This window comes from Vibrio sp. 10N.286.52.C3 (assembly GCF_041468865.1).
Lineage (GTDB): Bacteria > Pseudomonadota > Gammaproteobacteria > Enterobacterales > Vibrionaceae > Vibrio > Vibrio crassostreae_C.
On sequence record NZ_JBFRJM010000063.1, the window covers coordinates 16,400 to 31,835 of the forward strand.

The 15,436-nt window shown below is 44.6% G+C and carries 11 protein-coding genes; 5 read left to right on the forward strand and 6 right to left on the reverse strand.

The annotated features are described in order from the left end of the window. Positions 1–3 precede the first annotated feature (3 nt). From acnD to AB4138_RS19785, 5 genes are all read right to left on the reverse strand, one after another. Positions 4–2,640, reverse strand: coding sequence for a Fe/S-dependent 2-methylisocitrate dehydratase AcnD (gene acnD / locus AB4138_RS19765; protein ID WP_372307394.1), 2,637 nt, complete (start codon positions 2,638–2,640; stop codon positions 4–6). 101 nt (positions 2,641–2,741) lie between these two features. Further along, on the reverse strand, positions 2,742–3,956 hold the full coding sequence (prpC, locus tag AB4138_RS19770) for a 2-methylcitrate synthase (RefSeq protein WP_102428961.1): 1,215 nt from the start codon (positions 3,954–3,956) through the stop codon (positions 2,742–2,744). Between the two features lie 146 nt (positions 3,957–4,102). Beyond that, positions 4,103–4,999: a methylisocitrate lyase gene (prpB, locus tag AB4138_RS19775; RefSeq protein WP_017071740.1), complete on the reverse strand. Its 897-nt coding sequence runs from the start codon at positions 4,997–4,999 to the stop codon at positions 4,103–4,105. Between the two features lie 100 nt (positions 5,000–5,099). Further along, positions 5,100–5,819: a GntR family transcriptional regulator gene (locus AB4138_RS19780; RefSeq protein WP_102428969.1), complete on the reverse strand. Its 720-nt coding sequence runs from the start codon at positions 5,817–5,819 to the stop codon at positions 5,100–5,102. Between the two features lie 391 nt (positions 5,820–6,210). Beyond that, positions 6,211–9,384, reverse strand: coding sequence for an HD domain-containing phosphohydrolase (locus tag AB4138_RS19785; RefSeq protein WP_372307397.1), 3,174 nt, complete (start codon positions 9,382–9,384; stop codon positions 6,211–6,213). Positions 9,385–9,883: 499 nt separating this feature from the next. On the opposite strand from AB4138_RS19785, the gene AB4138_RS19790 reads away from it, so the two are divergent. The 5 genes from AB4138_RS19790 (at position 9,884) to AB4138_RS19810 (ending at position 14,505) form a co-directional block, all read left to right on the forward strand. Beyond that, positions 9,884–10,855, forward strand: coding sequence for a tripartite tricarboxylate transporter substrate binding protein (locus AB4138_RS19790; RefSeq protein ID WP_371965279.1), 972 nt, complete (start codon positions 9,884–9,886; stop codon positions 10,853–10,855). A 252-nt stretch (positions 10,856–11,107) separates the two neighbouring features. Next, complete coding sequence (locus AB4138_RS19795; RefSeq protein ID WP_010438521.1) at positions 11,108–11,605, forward strand: tripartite tricarboxylate transporter TctB family protein; 498 nt, start codon at positions 11,108–11,110, stop codon at positions 11,603–11,605. A 10-nt stretch (positions 11,606–11,615) separates the two neighbouring features. Further along, a complete protein-coding gene (locus AB4138_RS19800; protein WP_372307401.1) occupies positions 11,616–13,136 on the forward strand; it encodes a tripartite tricarboxylate transporter permease in 1,521 nt (506 codons plus the stop codon). A 192-nt stretch (positions 13,137–13,328) separates the two neighbouring features. Next, positions 13,329–14,087 carry a sulfite exporter TauE/SafE family protein gene (locus AB4138_RS19805; RefSeq protein ID WP_372307404.1) on the forward strand — a complete coding sequence of 253 codons (759 nt, stop codon included), beginning with the start codon at positions 13,329–13,331 and terminating at the stop codon, positions 14,085–14,087. 226 nt (positions 14,088–14,313) lie between these two features. Further along, positions 14,314–14,505: a hypothetical protein gene (locus tag AB4138_RS19810; RefSeq protein WP_017066914.1), complete on the forward strand. Its 192-nt coding sequence runs from the start codon at positions 14,314–14,316 to the stop codon at positions 14,503–14,505. Positions 14,506–14,638: 133 nt separating this feature from the next. Here the strand turns inward: AB4138_RS19810 and AB4138_RS19815 are convergent, their stop codons facing one another. Continuing rightward, complete coding sequence (locus tag AB4138_RS19815; RefSeq protein ID WP_010438513.1) at positions 14,639–15,052, reverse strand: VF530 family DNA-binding protein; 414 nt, start codon at positions 15,050–15,052, stop codon at positions 14,639–14,641. Positions 15,053–15,436: the final 384 nt, after the last annotated feature.

Genomic DNA, 15,436 nt, shown 5'->3' on the forward strand with positions numbered 1-15,436 from the left:
CTCCTACTGTGCGAGAAAGTCTTTAGCGAAACGTTGCAATACGCCACCAGCGCTGTACACATTCACTTCGTCTGCCGTGTCTAGTCGGCAGGTCACAGGAACATCCAGCTTGTCACCGTTTTTACGAGTGATGACTAGAGCCAAATCAGACCCTGCTTCAATGTCGCCGTACACGTCGTAAAGCTCGGTGCCGTCCAGTTCTAAGGTATTGCGATTGGTTCCCGCTTTAAACTGCAAAGGCAACACACCCATTCCAACTAAGTTGGTTCTGTGGATTCGTTCAAAGCCTTCGGCAACAATCACTTCAACACCCGCCAAGCGCACCCCTTTGGCTGCCCAGTCACGTGATGAACCTTGTCCATAATCGGCACCCGCCACGACAATCAAAGGCTGTTTACGGTTCATGTAGGTTTCTATCGCTTCCCACATTCGCGTAACTTGACCTTCTGGTTCAACTCTTGCTAGTGAACCTTGCACAACTTCTCCAGCGTCCTTAACCATTTCGTTATACAGCTTAGGGTTGGCGAATGTTGCTCGTTGCGCGGTTAAGTGATCGCCTCGATGGGTCGCGTAAGAGTTAAAGTCCTCTTCCGGCACTTCCATTTTGGTGAGATATTCCCCCGCAGCGCTCGAAGCGAGAATCGCATTTGAAGGGGATAAGTGATCTGTAGTGATATTGTCACCCAGAATCGCTAAAGGTCTCATACCAGATAGGCTTCGTTCTCCCGCAAGAGCACCTTCCCAATAAGGTGGCCTGCGAATATAGGTACTTTGAGGTCGCCAGTCATAAAGCGGTTCAGTAGTCACCTGCTCCTCGTCTGGCTGGAACATTTTTACGTAGATTTGTTGGAATTGCTGAGGCTTAACATGCTCACCGACAACAGCATCGATCTCGGCATCACTCGGCCATAAATCGCTTAAGTAGATTGGCTTACCATGGTTGTCAGTGCCTAAGCTGTCTTTCTCGATATCAAAGCGAATCGTACCCGCCAAGGCATAAGCAACCACTAATGGCGGTGAGGCTAAAAACGCTTGTTTTGCATAGGGATGGATTCGACCATCGAAATTTCGATTCCCTGACAACACAGCGGTTGAGTACAGGTCGCGGTCGATGATCTCTTGTTGGATAGCAGGATCTAGGGCTCCGCTCATACCATTACAGGTAGTACACGCATAACCGACGATACCAAATCCTAATTGTTCCAGCTCAGGAAGCAAACCCGCCGACTCGAGATAGAGCTTGGCAACTTTAGAACCTGGAGCAAATGACGTTTTCACCCACGGTTTACGAACTAATCCAAGCTGATTGGCTTTCTTAGCCACCAATGCTGCGGCGACCACATTTCTTGGATTACTGGTGTTAGTACAAGAGGTAATCGCTGCGATGATTACGGCACCATCAGGCATCTGTTCATCGCTGTACTGCTTAGCATGCTGCTCTTTCCAAGATGTTTGACTGATACCTTGTTCAGCCAGCTCTCTGGTTGGCAAACGGCGATGAGGGTTAGACGGCCCTGCAAGATTGCGCTCAACCTTCGATAAATCAAACTCAAGTACACGCTCATATTGGGCAGAATCGAGATCGTCAGCCCATAGCCCAGTTTGCTTGGCGTAGCGTTCAACTAGTTCAACCTGCTCAGGCTCTCGACCAGTGAGTTTCAGGTATTGAATAGTCTGCTCATCGATATAGAACATACCCGCTGTCGCACCATACTCTGGCGTCATGTTGGAGATGGTTGCGCGGTCACCAATGGTCAGTGCACGAGCCCCCTCACCGAAGAATTCCAAATAGCTTGAGACCACTCTCTCATTGCGAAGGAACTCAGTAATCGCAAGCACAATATCCGTTGCAGTTATCCCTTCTTGTCTCTGACCCGTCAGTTTAACGCCGACAATATCAGGCAATCGCATCATCGACGGACGACCGAGCATCACTGTCTCAGCTTCCAAGCCGCCCACACCAATCGCAATAACGCCCAGAGCATCAACGTGCGGTGTATGGCTATCGGTACCAACACAAGTATCAGGAAACGCGATGCCTTCTTTAGATTGAATAACTGGAGACATTTTCTCCAAGTTAATCTGGTGCATGATCCCGTTACCCGCTGGGATCACACTCACGTTTTTAAACGCGGTTTTACACCATTCAATAAAATGAAAACGGTCTTCGTTTCTGCGCTCTTCAATCGCGCGGTTTTTATCAAATGCTTCGTTATCAAACCCGGCATGTTCCACTGCCAAAGAGTGATCAACAATCAGTTGAGTTTCGACCACTGGGTTCACCTTGGCAGGGTCTCCGCCTTGGTCGGCAATCGCGTCTCTTAATCCAGCCAAATCTACTAGGGCTGTTTGACCTAGAATGTCATGACACACCACTCGCGCAGGATACCAAGGAAAATCTAAGTCACTCTTGCGTTCAATGATCTGCTTTAAGCTGTCTTCAAGGGTTTCAGGATCACAGCGTCTTACTAATTGCTCTGCCAACACTCGCGACGTATAAGGCAAGGTTTTATAAGCGCCCGGGGAGATTGCTTCTACCGCTTCGCAAGCGTCGAAATATTCTAAACCCGTTCCCGGTAAAACCTTTCGATACTTGTTTTCATCAAGCTCTTGGTTTCTTTCAAGTTTTACATCAGACATACATCCACCATTATCTGTTAAATTCTATTCGTTGTTTCTTGAGGCCTTGTCGTATGAAGACGGAAGTCACCTCAAGATATAAGTCGGCTCGTTATAGAGGGCTAACGTAGATGAATAGGTAGCCAGTCTTGATGCTCTGGCCCGGTGTAGTCTGCACTTGGACGAATGATGCGATTGTTTTCTCTTTGTTCGAACACGTGTGCTGTCCAACCCGTAAGGCGGCTCATCACGAAGATTGGCGTAAACAGTTTGGTTGGGATGTCCATGAAGTGATAAGCCGACGCATGGAAGAAGTCAGCATTACAGAACAGTCCTTTCTCGCGCTTCATAACCGCTTCAACACGCTCTGAAACGGCATAAAGCTGTTTATCACCCACCTCTTGAGCTAGCTCTTTTGACCAATGCTTGATTAAGGCGTTTCGTGGATCGCTCTCACGATAAATGGCATGACCGAAGCCCATGATTTTGTCTTTGTTAGCAAGCATCTGCATGATGTTAGTTTCTGCTTCATCAGCCGTTTGCCAATCTTGGATCATTTCCATCGCCGCTTCATTCGCACCGCCATGTAAAGGACCTCTCAACGTACCAATCGCTGCGGTGACGCACGAATGGATATCAGACAACGTTGATGCACAAACACGAGCGGCAAAAGTCGAAGCATTAAACTCATGTTCCGCATACAGGGTTAGCGAGCAGTGCATCACCTTCTTATGAAGTTCACTAGGTGTTTTATCCGTTAGCATTTTCAAGAAGTAGCCACCCAGACAGGCTTCACTTTGATCTTCAGTATCAATTCGCACGCCATCATGGCTAAAGCGGTACCAATAACAAATAATGGCAGGGAAAAGCGCGAGCATTCGTTCAGTCGCGGGCAGTTGCTCAGAAAAATCAGTCTCTTGCTCTAGATTACCTAGCATTGAACAACCAGTTCTCATCACATCCATTGGATGAGCGTCTGCAGGGATCAGTTCTAAGGCCGCTTTCAAAGGTTGAGGCAAGCCGCGCAGACCAACTAACAAGGCTTTGTAGTCATCGAGCTCTTTTTCAGTGGGTAAGTGACCTCTTAGTAGCAGATGCGCCACTTCTTCGAACTGAGCATGATTAGCAAGGTCGGTTATGTCATAGCCACGGTAGGTTAAACCCGTTCCTGACTGGCCTACGGTACATAGCGCAGTGGTTCCCGCACTTTGGCCACGTAGACCAGCACCACCTATTGCAGGTGCGCTTACTGGTGTACTTGCTGTTTTTGCGCTTTGTTGTTGGTTTTCTGTTGAAGCCTTATCGACAGCTGCTTTATCACTCAAAGATACAGACATGGTGAACTCCTTTTCTGTGTTAGTCGCCTGCACTCTTTGGTGCTGCCTGTTTATGTATCCGATGATCTTTATCATCGGTACTGGATATGGCGACTAACCATTTCACGTTATTGGATTAAGTTAATTTTTGATTAATTGAAACCGGTTTACCCTTCGCTTGAAAACAACTGATCAAGCTTGTTCTCGTAGTCGTGGTAATTCAGGTGTTCGTAAAGCTCTTTACGGGTTTGCATTGAATCCAACAAAGCTTCTTGATTACCTTCAACTAACAAGTGTTTGTAAACATTCTCCGCCGCTTTGTTCATCGCACGGAACGCACTCAATGGATAAAGCACCATGTCGACACTTGATTGGGCTAACTCGTTACAGCTGTAGAGTGGTGTTTGGCCAAATTCAGTGATGTTCGCAAGAATAGGCACGTGCTTGCCCGTTGCTGATTTCAGCGCTGCCGAGAACTTCACGTATTGATCGAGTTGATTCATCGCCTCAGGGAAGATCATGTCTGCGCCCGCTTCAACACAAGCTATCGCTCGTTCAATCGCACTGTCTATTCCTTCAACCGCCAATGCATCCGTACGAGCCATAATCACAAAGCTTTCGTCGGTTCTAGCATCAGTTGCAGCCTTAACTCTATCGACCATCTCTTGCTGACTTACAATCGCTTTATTTGGTCGATGACCACAGCGTTTCTGAGCGACTTGGTCTTCCATGTGGATTGCTGCTGCGCCTGCCTTCTCCATAGCGCGAATCGTACGTACAATATTGAATGCGCCACCAAATCCCGTATCGATATCCACCAGCAATGGCAGATCACACGCGTTGGTAATACGTTCAACATCTACCAACACATCGTTCAATGTGGTGATGCCTAAATCAGGCAACCCATAAGACGCATTGGCGATGCCTCCGCCAGACAAATAGATCGCCTGATGCCCCAAGTTCTTTGCCATCATCGCGCAGTACGGATTGACCGTGCCGACGATCTGCAATGGGTCGTTGTCTTGCACAGCTTGTCGGAACTTAGCTCCTGCTGATAACTTCATAATGACGCTCCCTGTTAATTGTTTATTTCTAGCTAACCTTTAAGACTTACGGCTTTTGGTTATCGCCAGCTCTGACCCGCTGACAGATACCAGTCGCCAGTTAATCAAGATCTTTGGATTGGATTTGTTGTTCTATAAGCAGTCGACTTCCCGATATGTGTCTTCGCATAAGCATTTCTGCTAGCTCTTCATCACGGTTACGGATCGCTTGTAGAATGTATTTGTGTTCATCTAGCGCCTCTTTTGGACGAGACTGCGCCCTAGGTGATTGATAGCGATACATGCGTAATAAGTGATAAAGCTCGTCACACAACAACGAAATGAGTTTGCTGTTGCGACTCGCTTTGATAATGCGGTAATGGAAATCAAAATCCCCATGTTGATGAAAGTAAGAAGAACCTTCTACTTCATCGATATGCTTTGAATGTGTCGACAATAACCCTTCAAGCCCGACAAGCTCTTCTTGTGTGATATGTCTCGCTGCGAGTCGAGCAGCCATGCCTTCCAAAGCCTCTCGCACCGCGTAAAGCTCTAGCAGTTTTTCTGCCGAAAAAGTAATCACTCGCGCGCCAACATGTGGAATGCGTTCTATTAGGCCAAGCCCTTCAACTCGCATTATCGCTTCACGTAATGGGCCTCGGCTTACTTCGAAGCGTTTAGCCAATTCAGGTTCCGAAATCTTACTGCCCGGTAGTAATTCACCGCTAACAATCGCCTCAACGAGATACTCAGTGAGATTTTCTGATTTAGTGTTCTCTTTATCGCTAACACGTGTTTTCGTGTTTGCATTTAAGCTGAGATCTTTTATCGCAGTATTCATATTCACGCTGCTCACTTCTATTTGCTGAACCTTAATTGTCAACAATTCCATAACATGAACATAAAATACACGATTAAATTGTCGACAATCAAGATAATTGTCGACAATTTAGACTAAGGTAGTATTTTTTATAGACGATAAAAACTCATCCAAAAGGACACTGAAAACAAATCAAGCATTTGTTATATATAGATTTAAACGGAGAAAGAACCACTAAATTCTTATCTACTCTAAAATTACTTAGAATCGATGTGTCGACAACTTATAGCCGAACTTGTCAAACGCAGATCCCTTAGTATCTATCCACCAGCTCACCGATAAACAGATATAAAAAAGGCGCACTCATGTGCGCCTTTCATTCATAGACCCCGTTCTAACAAGCCACCTTTACTCAAGCAATCTGACGAGTAACATCTAGGTATTTGCTGATATCAACGAAATCAATTTGTTCCGGCTTCAGATACTCTTCTGCATAACGCAGGTGAGTGCCGCTGGTTAAGAACAATCTAAACAGTTCGATATCGAGATGCTCGTCCAATGCCATTTTATACATGATGTCGACAGCAACACTGATTGGCTTAGCCTTCTTATAAGGCCTATCTGCAGCGGTTAATGCCTCAAAAATATCAGAGATCACCAGAATACGTTCTGGGATTGAGAGGTCATCACCAGTCAGCTTCCTTGGATACCCTGTACCTTTAAGTGTTTCATGGTGAGTTGAAGCGTAGCGAGGAACACGACTTAGCTCTTTCGGGAATGGCAGGTTCTCAAGCATCTTAATCGTGCCAAGCATGTGCTCGTTTATCTTAAATCTATCTTCAGCAGTCAATGTACCGCGTGCAATACTCAGATTGTAGACTTCGCCTAGGTTGTATAAGTGCTCAGGCACATCCATTTTAATTTGATGTTTCGGGTCAAATTCTAACGGCCTATCTCTTTTCACTATGTGCTCTGGCTTATCACTCAAAAGTGGTTCTGTGGCTGGTAAACTTGAACTCGGCTCTCGATTCATTGCCTCTATCGGTGATAGACCAAGTTGATCATCAAAGTGACGCGTCCAGGTCGTCTCAGCTATCGAGCGAATACGAGTGACTTTGTCATCACTCATGAACTCACCACCAACGTTCGACGTAGCGATAAAGGCAAAGTCATCTTGTAGCTGCTGCTTCGTTGCCGTAAGTTCATCGGCTATCAGTTGCGTTGATAGCGTACCATCAAGTTGTTTTCTCAAAGCGGTGATTTCCGCATCACGCCAAAGTACTTCAAATCGAGTTCTCACCTCGTGGATTCGGTTGTAGTTCGCTTCTAACTTCGTACCTTTATCGACGATGTGTTCCGGTGTCGTGATCTTGCCACAATCATGAAGCCAAGCCGCAATTCTAAACTCACGGCGTTCGTCATCATTTTTAAACTCAAAGTCTTTGAAGTGCTCAGACTGCGATTGTTCCGCCGCGTCAGCCAGCATCAAGCCGAGTTCTGGTACACGATTACAATGCCCTGCCGTATAAGCGGACTTATCATCGATCGCTTGAGCGATGAGCTTGATAAACGACTCAACAAACGCCTCTTGCATCTGTTCATGTCGTTTAATCTCCATAGCCATATCTTTTACAGCAACAGATAATTCCCACACTTCTTTGATTCGAGTATCAAGAATTGTCACGTTGTCATAATCACGCAGCTTAACCTTATGAGTCTCTTCCTCTAATTGGCGAATTGGATGCACTATCGGCGCACCAAAAGCCCAAGCAATAGGCAACGTCAAACTCATCAGTAACACCGTTACACCAACAGAGGTTGCTAGACGTTTATTGACTGTACTGAAGACTTCAGATTCGGGAATCAATACCGCAAAATACTCAGAGTAGTGTTCGCCCGTGTCTATTTTCTTTAAATAGAGATGTTTGATCTCGCCATTCAACTCTACCCTTACCATACTGCCTTCAACCGTTGCTTCCTTAGTCAAATCATAAAGTTCAGTATAAGGAACCGTCGTATTCGTATTAAAGCCGGTATCATGCAGCCACTTTTTCGCTAAGGCATCAAGTTGTTCACCACTTAACTTGCTGATAGCTTGATCAATGATTGGGAGCAATTGTCTATGCTTGCTCTGCAGCACCAAGTGGAATTGGTTTGAGTAGTTCTGTTTTAGATCTTCTAGAGTCCCATTGACAACAAGGCCTGGCTGGAAAAACCTATCTAATGCAAACGAGAGTACGGGTTCTGCTTCTAAGAAAGCAAAGTTCTCTTCGCTTTCAATTGAATTAAATGCAGACTCTAGGTTTTCAAATTCAACTAAATCAATGTTCGGAAAATCCTCTCTCAACTTAGGAATAATTGACCACCCAGATAAAATGGCAACTTTTTTACCCTCAAGCTCGGCATAATTAGTGACAACCTTCGCGCCGACCCTTGTCACGATAGAAAATGGCAATTCATAAATTGGAGTCGTGTATAGGCCATCTATGCCATTATTTTTATAATTTTGAACCGATTGCAGGCCATCAATACTTCCTTCTTGAAACTTACTGACAAGCTCGCCCCAAGAGAAACCATTCACAAATTCAAACCTGATCCCTGTCATCTCACCAATCATTTTAAGAAGGTCTATCGCATAGCCGTTTGGTTTTCCCGCCACTGAAAAGTCCATCGGCCCCCAATCATTTTGATTAGACACTAACAGCGGAGGGGTATCGTTAACCAAGGCTTGCTGCTCAGACGATAGCATCAATGTTGATACATCAAACTCCGATTCCTGATTGTTAACCTTGAGGTTAGACGCAATAATATTACCCGATTTCGAATATAAGAAAGACTCAACCTTACTGTCTTCTGCTAAGCCAAGCGCCGTACTTGATAGTTTGCTAGCCAAAGAAGACAACACAATATCAATACCAATCACATGTTGAACTTCAGATTCTATTTTTGAATCAAACGCTAAAGAATAAGTTTGCCCGGTAATTTGTAAATGCTGGAAAAGATATGGCTGAGTTTTTTCGACCGACTGAACATTAGCAGAAACATACCAAGGCCTAGTAGTTGGAAGGTAGTTGCTCTGCTCCGTAGTTGAGCTTCTGAGGGAAAACTCTTGGTCAAAGTATTTCGTTGTCCGGACTCGCTCCTGCCCTATATTTTGAATCTCAACCACAACCCAACGGTCCGTTTGTTGTGCACCGATTTTTTCTCTAACGACAGGCGCAGATTCTAGATTAATAATTTGGAAGAAGTTTTCATTAGACGAGCCAATGTAAATACTATAAAATAGAGGGTTATCTTTAATTGCTTCTGAAAGAATAGTACGCGACTCTTCTTTCGATATTTTGTTACTTATAGAACGTTTCACTGAAGAAAGTAAACGCGCGGTATTGGCTGCGTCAGAATCAACCGCGCCGATATAGTTACTCAGCTCTTGGGACACCATCGTCAACTTTGATAGGGTATTCTCAGTCGCCATTTTTTTACTGAAGTAATATTGCAGTGAAACCGCAACAACAGCGGTAAGAAATGTCGCGAGTAAAAACATTCCTCCAACAGTAAATCGTAACGAAATTTTTTTTAATGCCATTATTTCATCCTTGAATAATCGCCAACTCCAAAGTTAACAGCCTAGCGCAATCAATACCGCTTAAGTTGCATATCAACTATAGTAACTCATTATTCCACATCTAAAATCTAACACCTCTATACACCTGACTCTTTTGCAGAAATAGTTATCGTAGTCACATCTAACAATATAGACCAACAACCAATGCACTCGAGTAGAAAACGCTAGTTAAATCCAACCTTTGTCAATGAATTCAATCATTCTGAGACAATAACTACGATTTTAGAATCCAGATATCATTCAACAGTAAATGGACAAAAACACGTTACCGTGAACTTTATGAACAATATTAATCCAATGTTCTTTATTCTCAATATCGCCGCATTACAGACATTTCATTAACACACCGTTAACTTTAGCTTCATCTGCTAAGCAATATCCTACTCATCTGTTTAGTAGCTGGAAATAAAACATAAGTTTCTCTCCATTGAAGAGATCCCCTACATAAGGAACGTGAACCATGTTCAAGGCACTGAAACCTACTCTTGCGGCTTCTATCATCGCAGCAACCTTTTCTTTCAACACTTTTGCTGCTGACGTAGAGAAAATCCACTTCCTAATCCCTGGCGGCGCTGGTGGCGGTTGGGATATGACAGCTCGTGGTACGGGTGATGTATTGGTCAAATCAGACATCGTAGAAAATGTCTCTTTCCAAAACTTGTCTGGTGGTGGTGGCGGTAAAGCTATTGCTCATCTAATCGAAACCGCTAAGCGTCAGGAAGATACACTGATGGTTAACTCGACTCCTATCGTTGTACGCTCGTTGACCGGGATTTTCCCTCAATCTTTCCGAGATCTAACGCCAGTTGCTGCAACCATTGCCGACTACGGTGCAATCGTGGCGTCTGCGGATTCTAAATACAACTCCTGGAAAGACGTGGTTAAAGAATTTGAAGCCAATCCCCGTAAAGTAAAAATTGCAGGCGGCTCAGCTCGTGGCAGTATGGACCACCTAGTAGTCGCTGCAGCGTTTAAAGGCGAAGGTTTCGACGCTAAGAAAGTGCGTTACATCGCCTATGATGCAGGTGGTAAAGCGATGGCTGCTCTACTATCTGGCGAAACACAGCTGCTTTCGACAGGCCTTGGTGAAGTGCTAGAGATGTCTAAATCGGGTCAAGTTAAAGTGCTTGCAGTCACGGCACCAAAACGACTTGATGCTGCACCAAACATCCCGACGCTCACGGAATATGGCAACGAAACCGTATTTGCTAACTGGCGTGGTTTCTTTGCAGCTCCAGGCACGAGCCAAGCAAAGATTGATGAATGGAATGTAGCGCTTGGCAAGATGTACAAGACCGACGAATGGCAGGTGGTTCGTGACCGTAATGGTTGGATTGACAACTACAAAGCTGACAAAGACTTCTACGCCTTCCTAGAAGATCAAGAAAAGCAAATGGGCGACCTCATGCGTGAGCTTGGTTTCTTGAAATAACCAAGACTAGAGAGGGTATCTTACCCATACCCTCTTCACTATTCTCTTGTTTCGCCGTACATGAGTTAACTTCAAACTCCTTTGTTTATCCGTATCGAATTACTAAAACTTGTCGAATCGTTGTAGACGCAAGTGGCTTGAACATTAAGCATTGTAATCCGCTTACCTTAGGTTAGTGATCCCAGACATTATTCATTAACTCGCTCATGTACGGTTTTTTACTTTTCTATACCACCCTAAACGGAGTTGGATATGTCGGACCTACCAACCAAATTTTTAAGTAAAGAATACTTGCTATGTCGCGATCGCGTCGGGGCAATGATTTTTTTACTCGTGTGCCTTTGCTACGGCTATCAAACCACACTCATTCCCCTTTTCCCTGGCGACGAGTACGAACCCTTTACGGCTCGCACATTACCAACATTACTAACCATTGCAGGTATTGGTTTATCGTTAGTATTGCTTGTCACCGGACAAGTAGACAAAGACAGCGGAGCTATTTCTGACTTTGATTGGAAACTACTGATTGGCTTTTTAGTATTGATGGCACTGTACGGTGTTGGTCTTACTTACCTTGGCTTTGTTCTGGCAACGAGCTTCTTCTTGCTTGCTGGCTTTTACTTATTGGGTGAACGCCGTAAAGCTGTTTTATTTGGCGCGTCGTTTCCTTTCGTTATCGCGTTCTTTCTTCTATTAACTCAAGGCTTAGATATCTACCTAGAGCCTGGTTTAATCTTCACTCTTTGGTAGGGATAACATTATGTTAGATGGAATTTTACAAGGGCTTTCGACCGCTGTGATGCCAATGAACATCATGATGGTCATCGTGGGTTGCTTCGTCGGTACCTTTATCGGGATGCTTCCGGGATTAGGACCAATTTCAGCCATTGCGTTGATGATCCCTATTACATACGGCTTAGACCCTTCTTCTGGCCTCATCTTAATGGCTGGTGTGTATTACGGCGCGGTTTTTGGTGGATCTACGTCATCAATCTTAATCAATGCTCCAGGTTGTTCTTCAACGGTCGTCACCGCGTTCGATGGCTACCCAATGGCGCAGAAAGGACAAGCGGGTAAAGCACTCGCACTCGCGGCTTACTCTTCTTTCACTGGTGGCACGCTCTCAGCCATTATGCTGTTGATTGCAGCGCCAGCACTCGCAAGCGTGTCATTGAGCTTTCAGTCTTCTGACTACTTCGCACTAATGCTACTAGGTTTATCAGCCGTAGCCGCATTTGCAGGCCCTGGTCAAGTGGTGAAGGCGTGGATGATGACTATCCTAGGCTTAATGCTTTCCACCGTTGGAATCGATAAAGGCGTTGGTGTTGAGCGATTTACTTTTGGCTTAACCGATCTAATGGATGGCTTTAGCTTTTTACTATTGGCAATGGCAACGTTTGCTCTAGGTGAGACTTTAATGGGTATTTTAAAACCAGAAAAAGACACTAGCGGCGAAGAAAGCCAGAAAATGGCCGATATTGGCAGTATGAAAGTGACCAAAGAAGAGTTTAAAGAAGTCGCGCCCGTTTCGATTCGCTCTTCGATCCTAGGTTTCTTTACTGGTGTTTTACCCGGTGCTGGCGCAACCATTGCCGCTTTCTTGAGTTACGGTATGGAGCGAAGCTTGGCACCGAAAGACAAACAGAAAGAATTTGGTAAAGGCAGTATCCGTGGTCTTGTTGCTCCTGAATCAGCAAACAACGCAGCTTCAAGTGGTTCATTCGTTCCGCTACTGACGCTTGGTATTCCCGGCTCTGGTACTACCGCAATCATGCTTGGTGCCCTAATCGCTTACGGTATTCAACCGGGACCTCGATTATTCGTTGAGCACCCAGATGTATTTTGGTCTGTAATTATCTCAATGTACTTTGGCAACATTGTACTGGTTATTTTGAATCTACCGCTTATCCCTTACATATCTAAACTGCTTGCTGTACCAAGAACGGTGCTATTACCAATGATACTGTTCTTCTCTATCACAGGTGTCTATTTGGTGTCGTTCAACACGATGGATGTGTTTGTGATGCTACTGGTAGCGATGGCTGCGATAGCATTAAGGCTAGCCAACTTCCCATTGGCACCATTACTGTTAGGCTTCATATTGGGCGGCTTGATGGAAGAGAACTTAAGACGAGCATTGATGATCAGCGATGGTGAGTTGAACTTCTTATGGGAACGCCCTATTACGATGACCTTCACTATTCTGGCGGTATTGGTGCTGTCTAGCCCGATTCTAGTGAAACTATTTAAGAGTTTTAGAGCGAAGCCAGTAGAAGTGTAAAGCTTTATCGAATCAACTAAACCTCAACGAAAGGAGCCATTGGCTCCTTTTTTCATTTAAAGCCTCAATTAAAACCAGCGGTTAAAGATGGTAGCAAACTCACAAACCTATCTTTACAACACACATGGCGCTGATATTCATAACAAATTCAAGTAAGGTAACCAGTTAGTTAACGTATTGGATTCTAAAACTATGGATTGGTTGATTCTATTCTTATCAGGGGTGGTTGGCGGTGTGCTTAACTCCATTGCGGGTGGCGGCAGCTTCATCACTTTCCCTGCTTTGTTATTTGCTGGCGTTCCACCAATAGCAGCCAACGCGACCAACACCTTTGCTTCATGCGCTGGTTACATCAGTGGTGCTTACGCACTGCGCCACGAAATTCAATCTGGTACCAAACAACTCAAGCTCGTTGTTGGGCTATGCGTAATTGGCGGCGGCATTGGTGCATTTTTACTACTACACACGCCAGAAGCGCTATTTACCCAATCCGTACCTTGGTTATTACTGTTCGCCGCTCTGCTTTTTACCTTTGGTGGCACTCTCAACAAATGGCTAAAGAAAGTAACCGCTAAACATAAGCACGCCACCAGCGCAGGGGCGTTCTTTTCCGCTGTATTGCTTTTGATCGTGTGTGTTTATGGTGGTTATTTTAATGCAGGCTTAGGCATTGTGACATTGAGCTACTTGGCGCTGGCTGGTTACACCAGCATCAACGTGATGAATGGCATCAAACTGCTCGTGTCCGCGTGTGCTTCCCTCGCAGCGATCGTATTTTTTATCGTCAATGGTTCGATTGATTGGTCGTCTGGCATGGCTGTATTATTGGGTACATTGGTTGGTGGTTATTATTCAGCAAAAATCTCTCGCCGCATCCCTCAACACTATGTTCGAACCACAGTGATCATCGCGAGCTTTTTGATCACCGCTTACTTTTTCTATGCTAATTAGACGTTCGGTTTAATAAGACTTGCAACTGAAAAGATAAAGCCAAAAGACTCCACCCTGCTCATACCGATTTGTCTATTTTATTACTTATAAAATAGACAAGCCAAAATGTGTGAGACGAGTCCTTCAATTAGCAAATTTGATAACAATTTAGACTGTTTTTTAGCCTTTATTTTTCCAAGGGTGGGATACTTCTCCTGTCGAAAGTGAGACTTCATTAGGAGGCGTTATGAACATTAAACTCGGTCATGTCATGTCATCAAGTCGACTCATTTGCTTTGTCGCTTTTCTTGCTGCCACATTCGCGTGGATCCTAAAAATGCCCGCTCTGTTTTCTGTGTCAGCGCTATTCTTACTTATCAGTGCAATCGTTTATGTCACCGATCTTTGGAAGAATCAAAGAAAGAACCGCGAAGCTTAGCCATTTACGGTTTAAATCGAACGAATTAAAAAAGGAGCTCATAGGCTCCTTTTGTGTTTTTCGCTTATCTAATTAGCCGTGCTAATCGCCGACGCCTTATTTAGCGACGGTTCTTTCTAGCGACGTCTTCTTGTTAACGACGGAAATTACGACCGTTACCGCCACGGCGCTCTTTAAATGCAGACGCAGCTTTAGCTTGAGAGGCATGGATAGACTCAACCGTTAGTTCCATCGGCTCACGAGGCTCTAGTCCATGGCGGAATGTACGTGAACGCGGAGGCATCTGGTACTCAATGTCCGATGCTTTAGGCATACGCTTGAAACGGTAAAGGTAGAAGTTTTCAACCTTTTCACGAGCCCATTCGGTTTTCTTCAGGTATTTAACTGCACTTGCCACTGTAGGCTTAGTGTTAAAGCAGTTCATACGCATGGCCGCATCTAAAATTTCCCAACCATAGTGATCCACTAATTCAGTGATCATGGTTTCAAGCTTTAAGCCGTGTAACGGGTTATTTTGTTGCAGTTCGATTCTTTCTTCTTCAGTCATAACATTACCTTTTTCAAGGCAACTAAAGGCCTTGAATTTACTCTAGAACACCGTCATCACTGACCATTTCTAGCTCAATCACTTGGGCATTACATCCATTGCCCTTATTTATGCCTTTATGATGGCATAAAGCATGTGCGTTATCCTATTTATCTTTTCATTTAATTTTAAAATGGTTATTTAACACCCTACCTTAGCTCGCTATACAGACTAAGTACATTCTGCAAACAAACCTTCACCCCAAACGTTATGAAACTGGTTCAACTTAACAAAACCTACGGTAACCGTATGCAAAAACCATATATTTAGTGATGAAATTAAAGTTTTTCAGTACGCAGTATTACATTTCAATAACACAGTGCTATGGTTTTATTGAATATCGAA

Coding starts and splice junctions, on each gene's coding strand:
- acnD (WP_372307394.1), bottom strand. CDS start 2,640: ATGTCTGATGTAAAACTTGAAAGAAACCAAGAGCTTGATGAAAACAAG.
- prpC (WP_102428961.1), bottom strand. CDS start 3,956: ATGTCTGTATCTTTGAGTGATAAAGCAGCTGTCGATAAGGCTTCAACA.
- prpB (WP_017071740.1), bottom strand. CDS start 4,999: ATGAAGTTATCAGCAGGAGCTAAGTTCCGACAAGCTGTGCAAGACAAC.
- AB4138_RS19780 (WP_102428969.1), bottom strand. CDS start 5,819: ATGAATACTGCGATAAAAGATCTCAGCTTAAATGCAAACACGAAAACA.
- AB4138_RS19785 (WP_372307397.1), bottom strand. CDS start 9,384: ATGGCATTAAAAAAAATTTCGTTACGATTTACTGTTGGAGGAATGTTT.
- AB4138_RS19790 (WP_371965279.1), top strand. CDS start 9,884: ATGTTCAAGGCACTGAAACCTACTCTTGCGGCTTCTATCATCGCAGCA.
- AB4138_RS19795 (WP_010438521.1), top strand. CDS start 11,108: ATGTCGGACCTACCAACCAAATTTTTAAGTAAAGAATACTTGCTATGT.
- AB4138_RS19800 (WP_372307401.1), top strand. CDS start 11,616: ATGTTAGATGGAATTTTACAAGGGCTTTCGACCGCTGTGATGCCAATG.
- AB4138_RS19805 (WP_372307404.1), top strand. CDS start 13,329: ATGGATTGGTTGATTCTATTCTTATCAGGGGTGGTTGGCGGTGTGCTT.
- AB4138_RS19810 (WP_017066914.1), top strand. CDS start 14,314: ATGAACATTAAACTCGGTCATGTCATGTCATCAAGTCGACTCATTTGC.
- AB4138_RS19815 (WP_010438513.1), bottom strand. CDS start 15,052: ATGACTGAAGAAGAAAGAATCGAACTGCAACAAAATAACCCGTTACAC.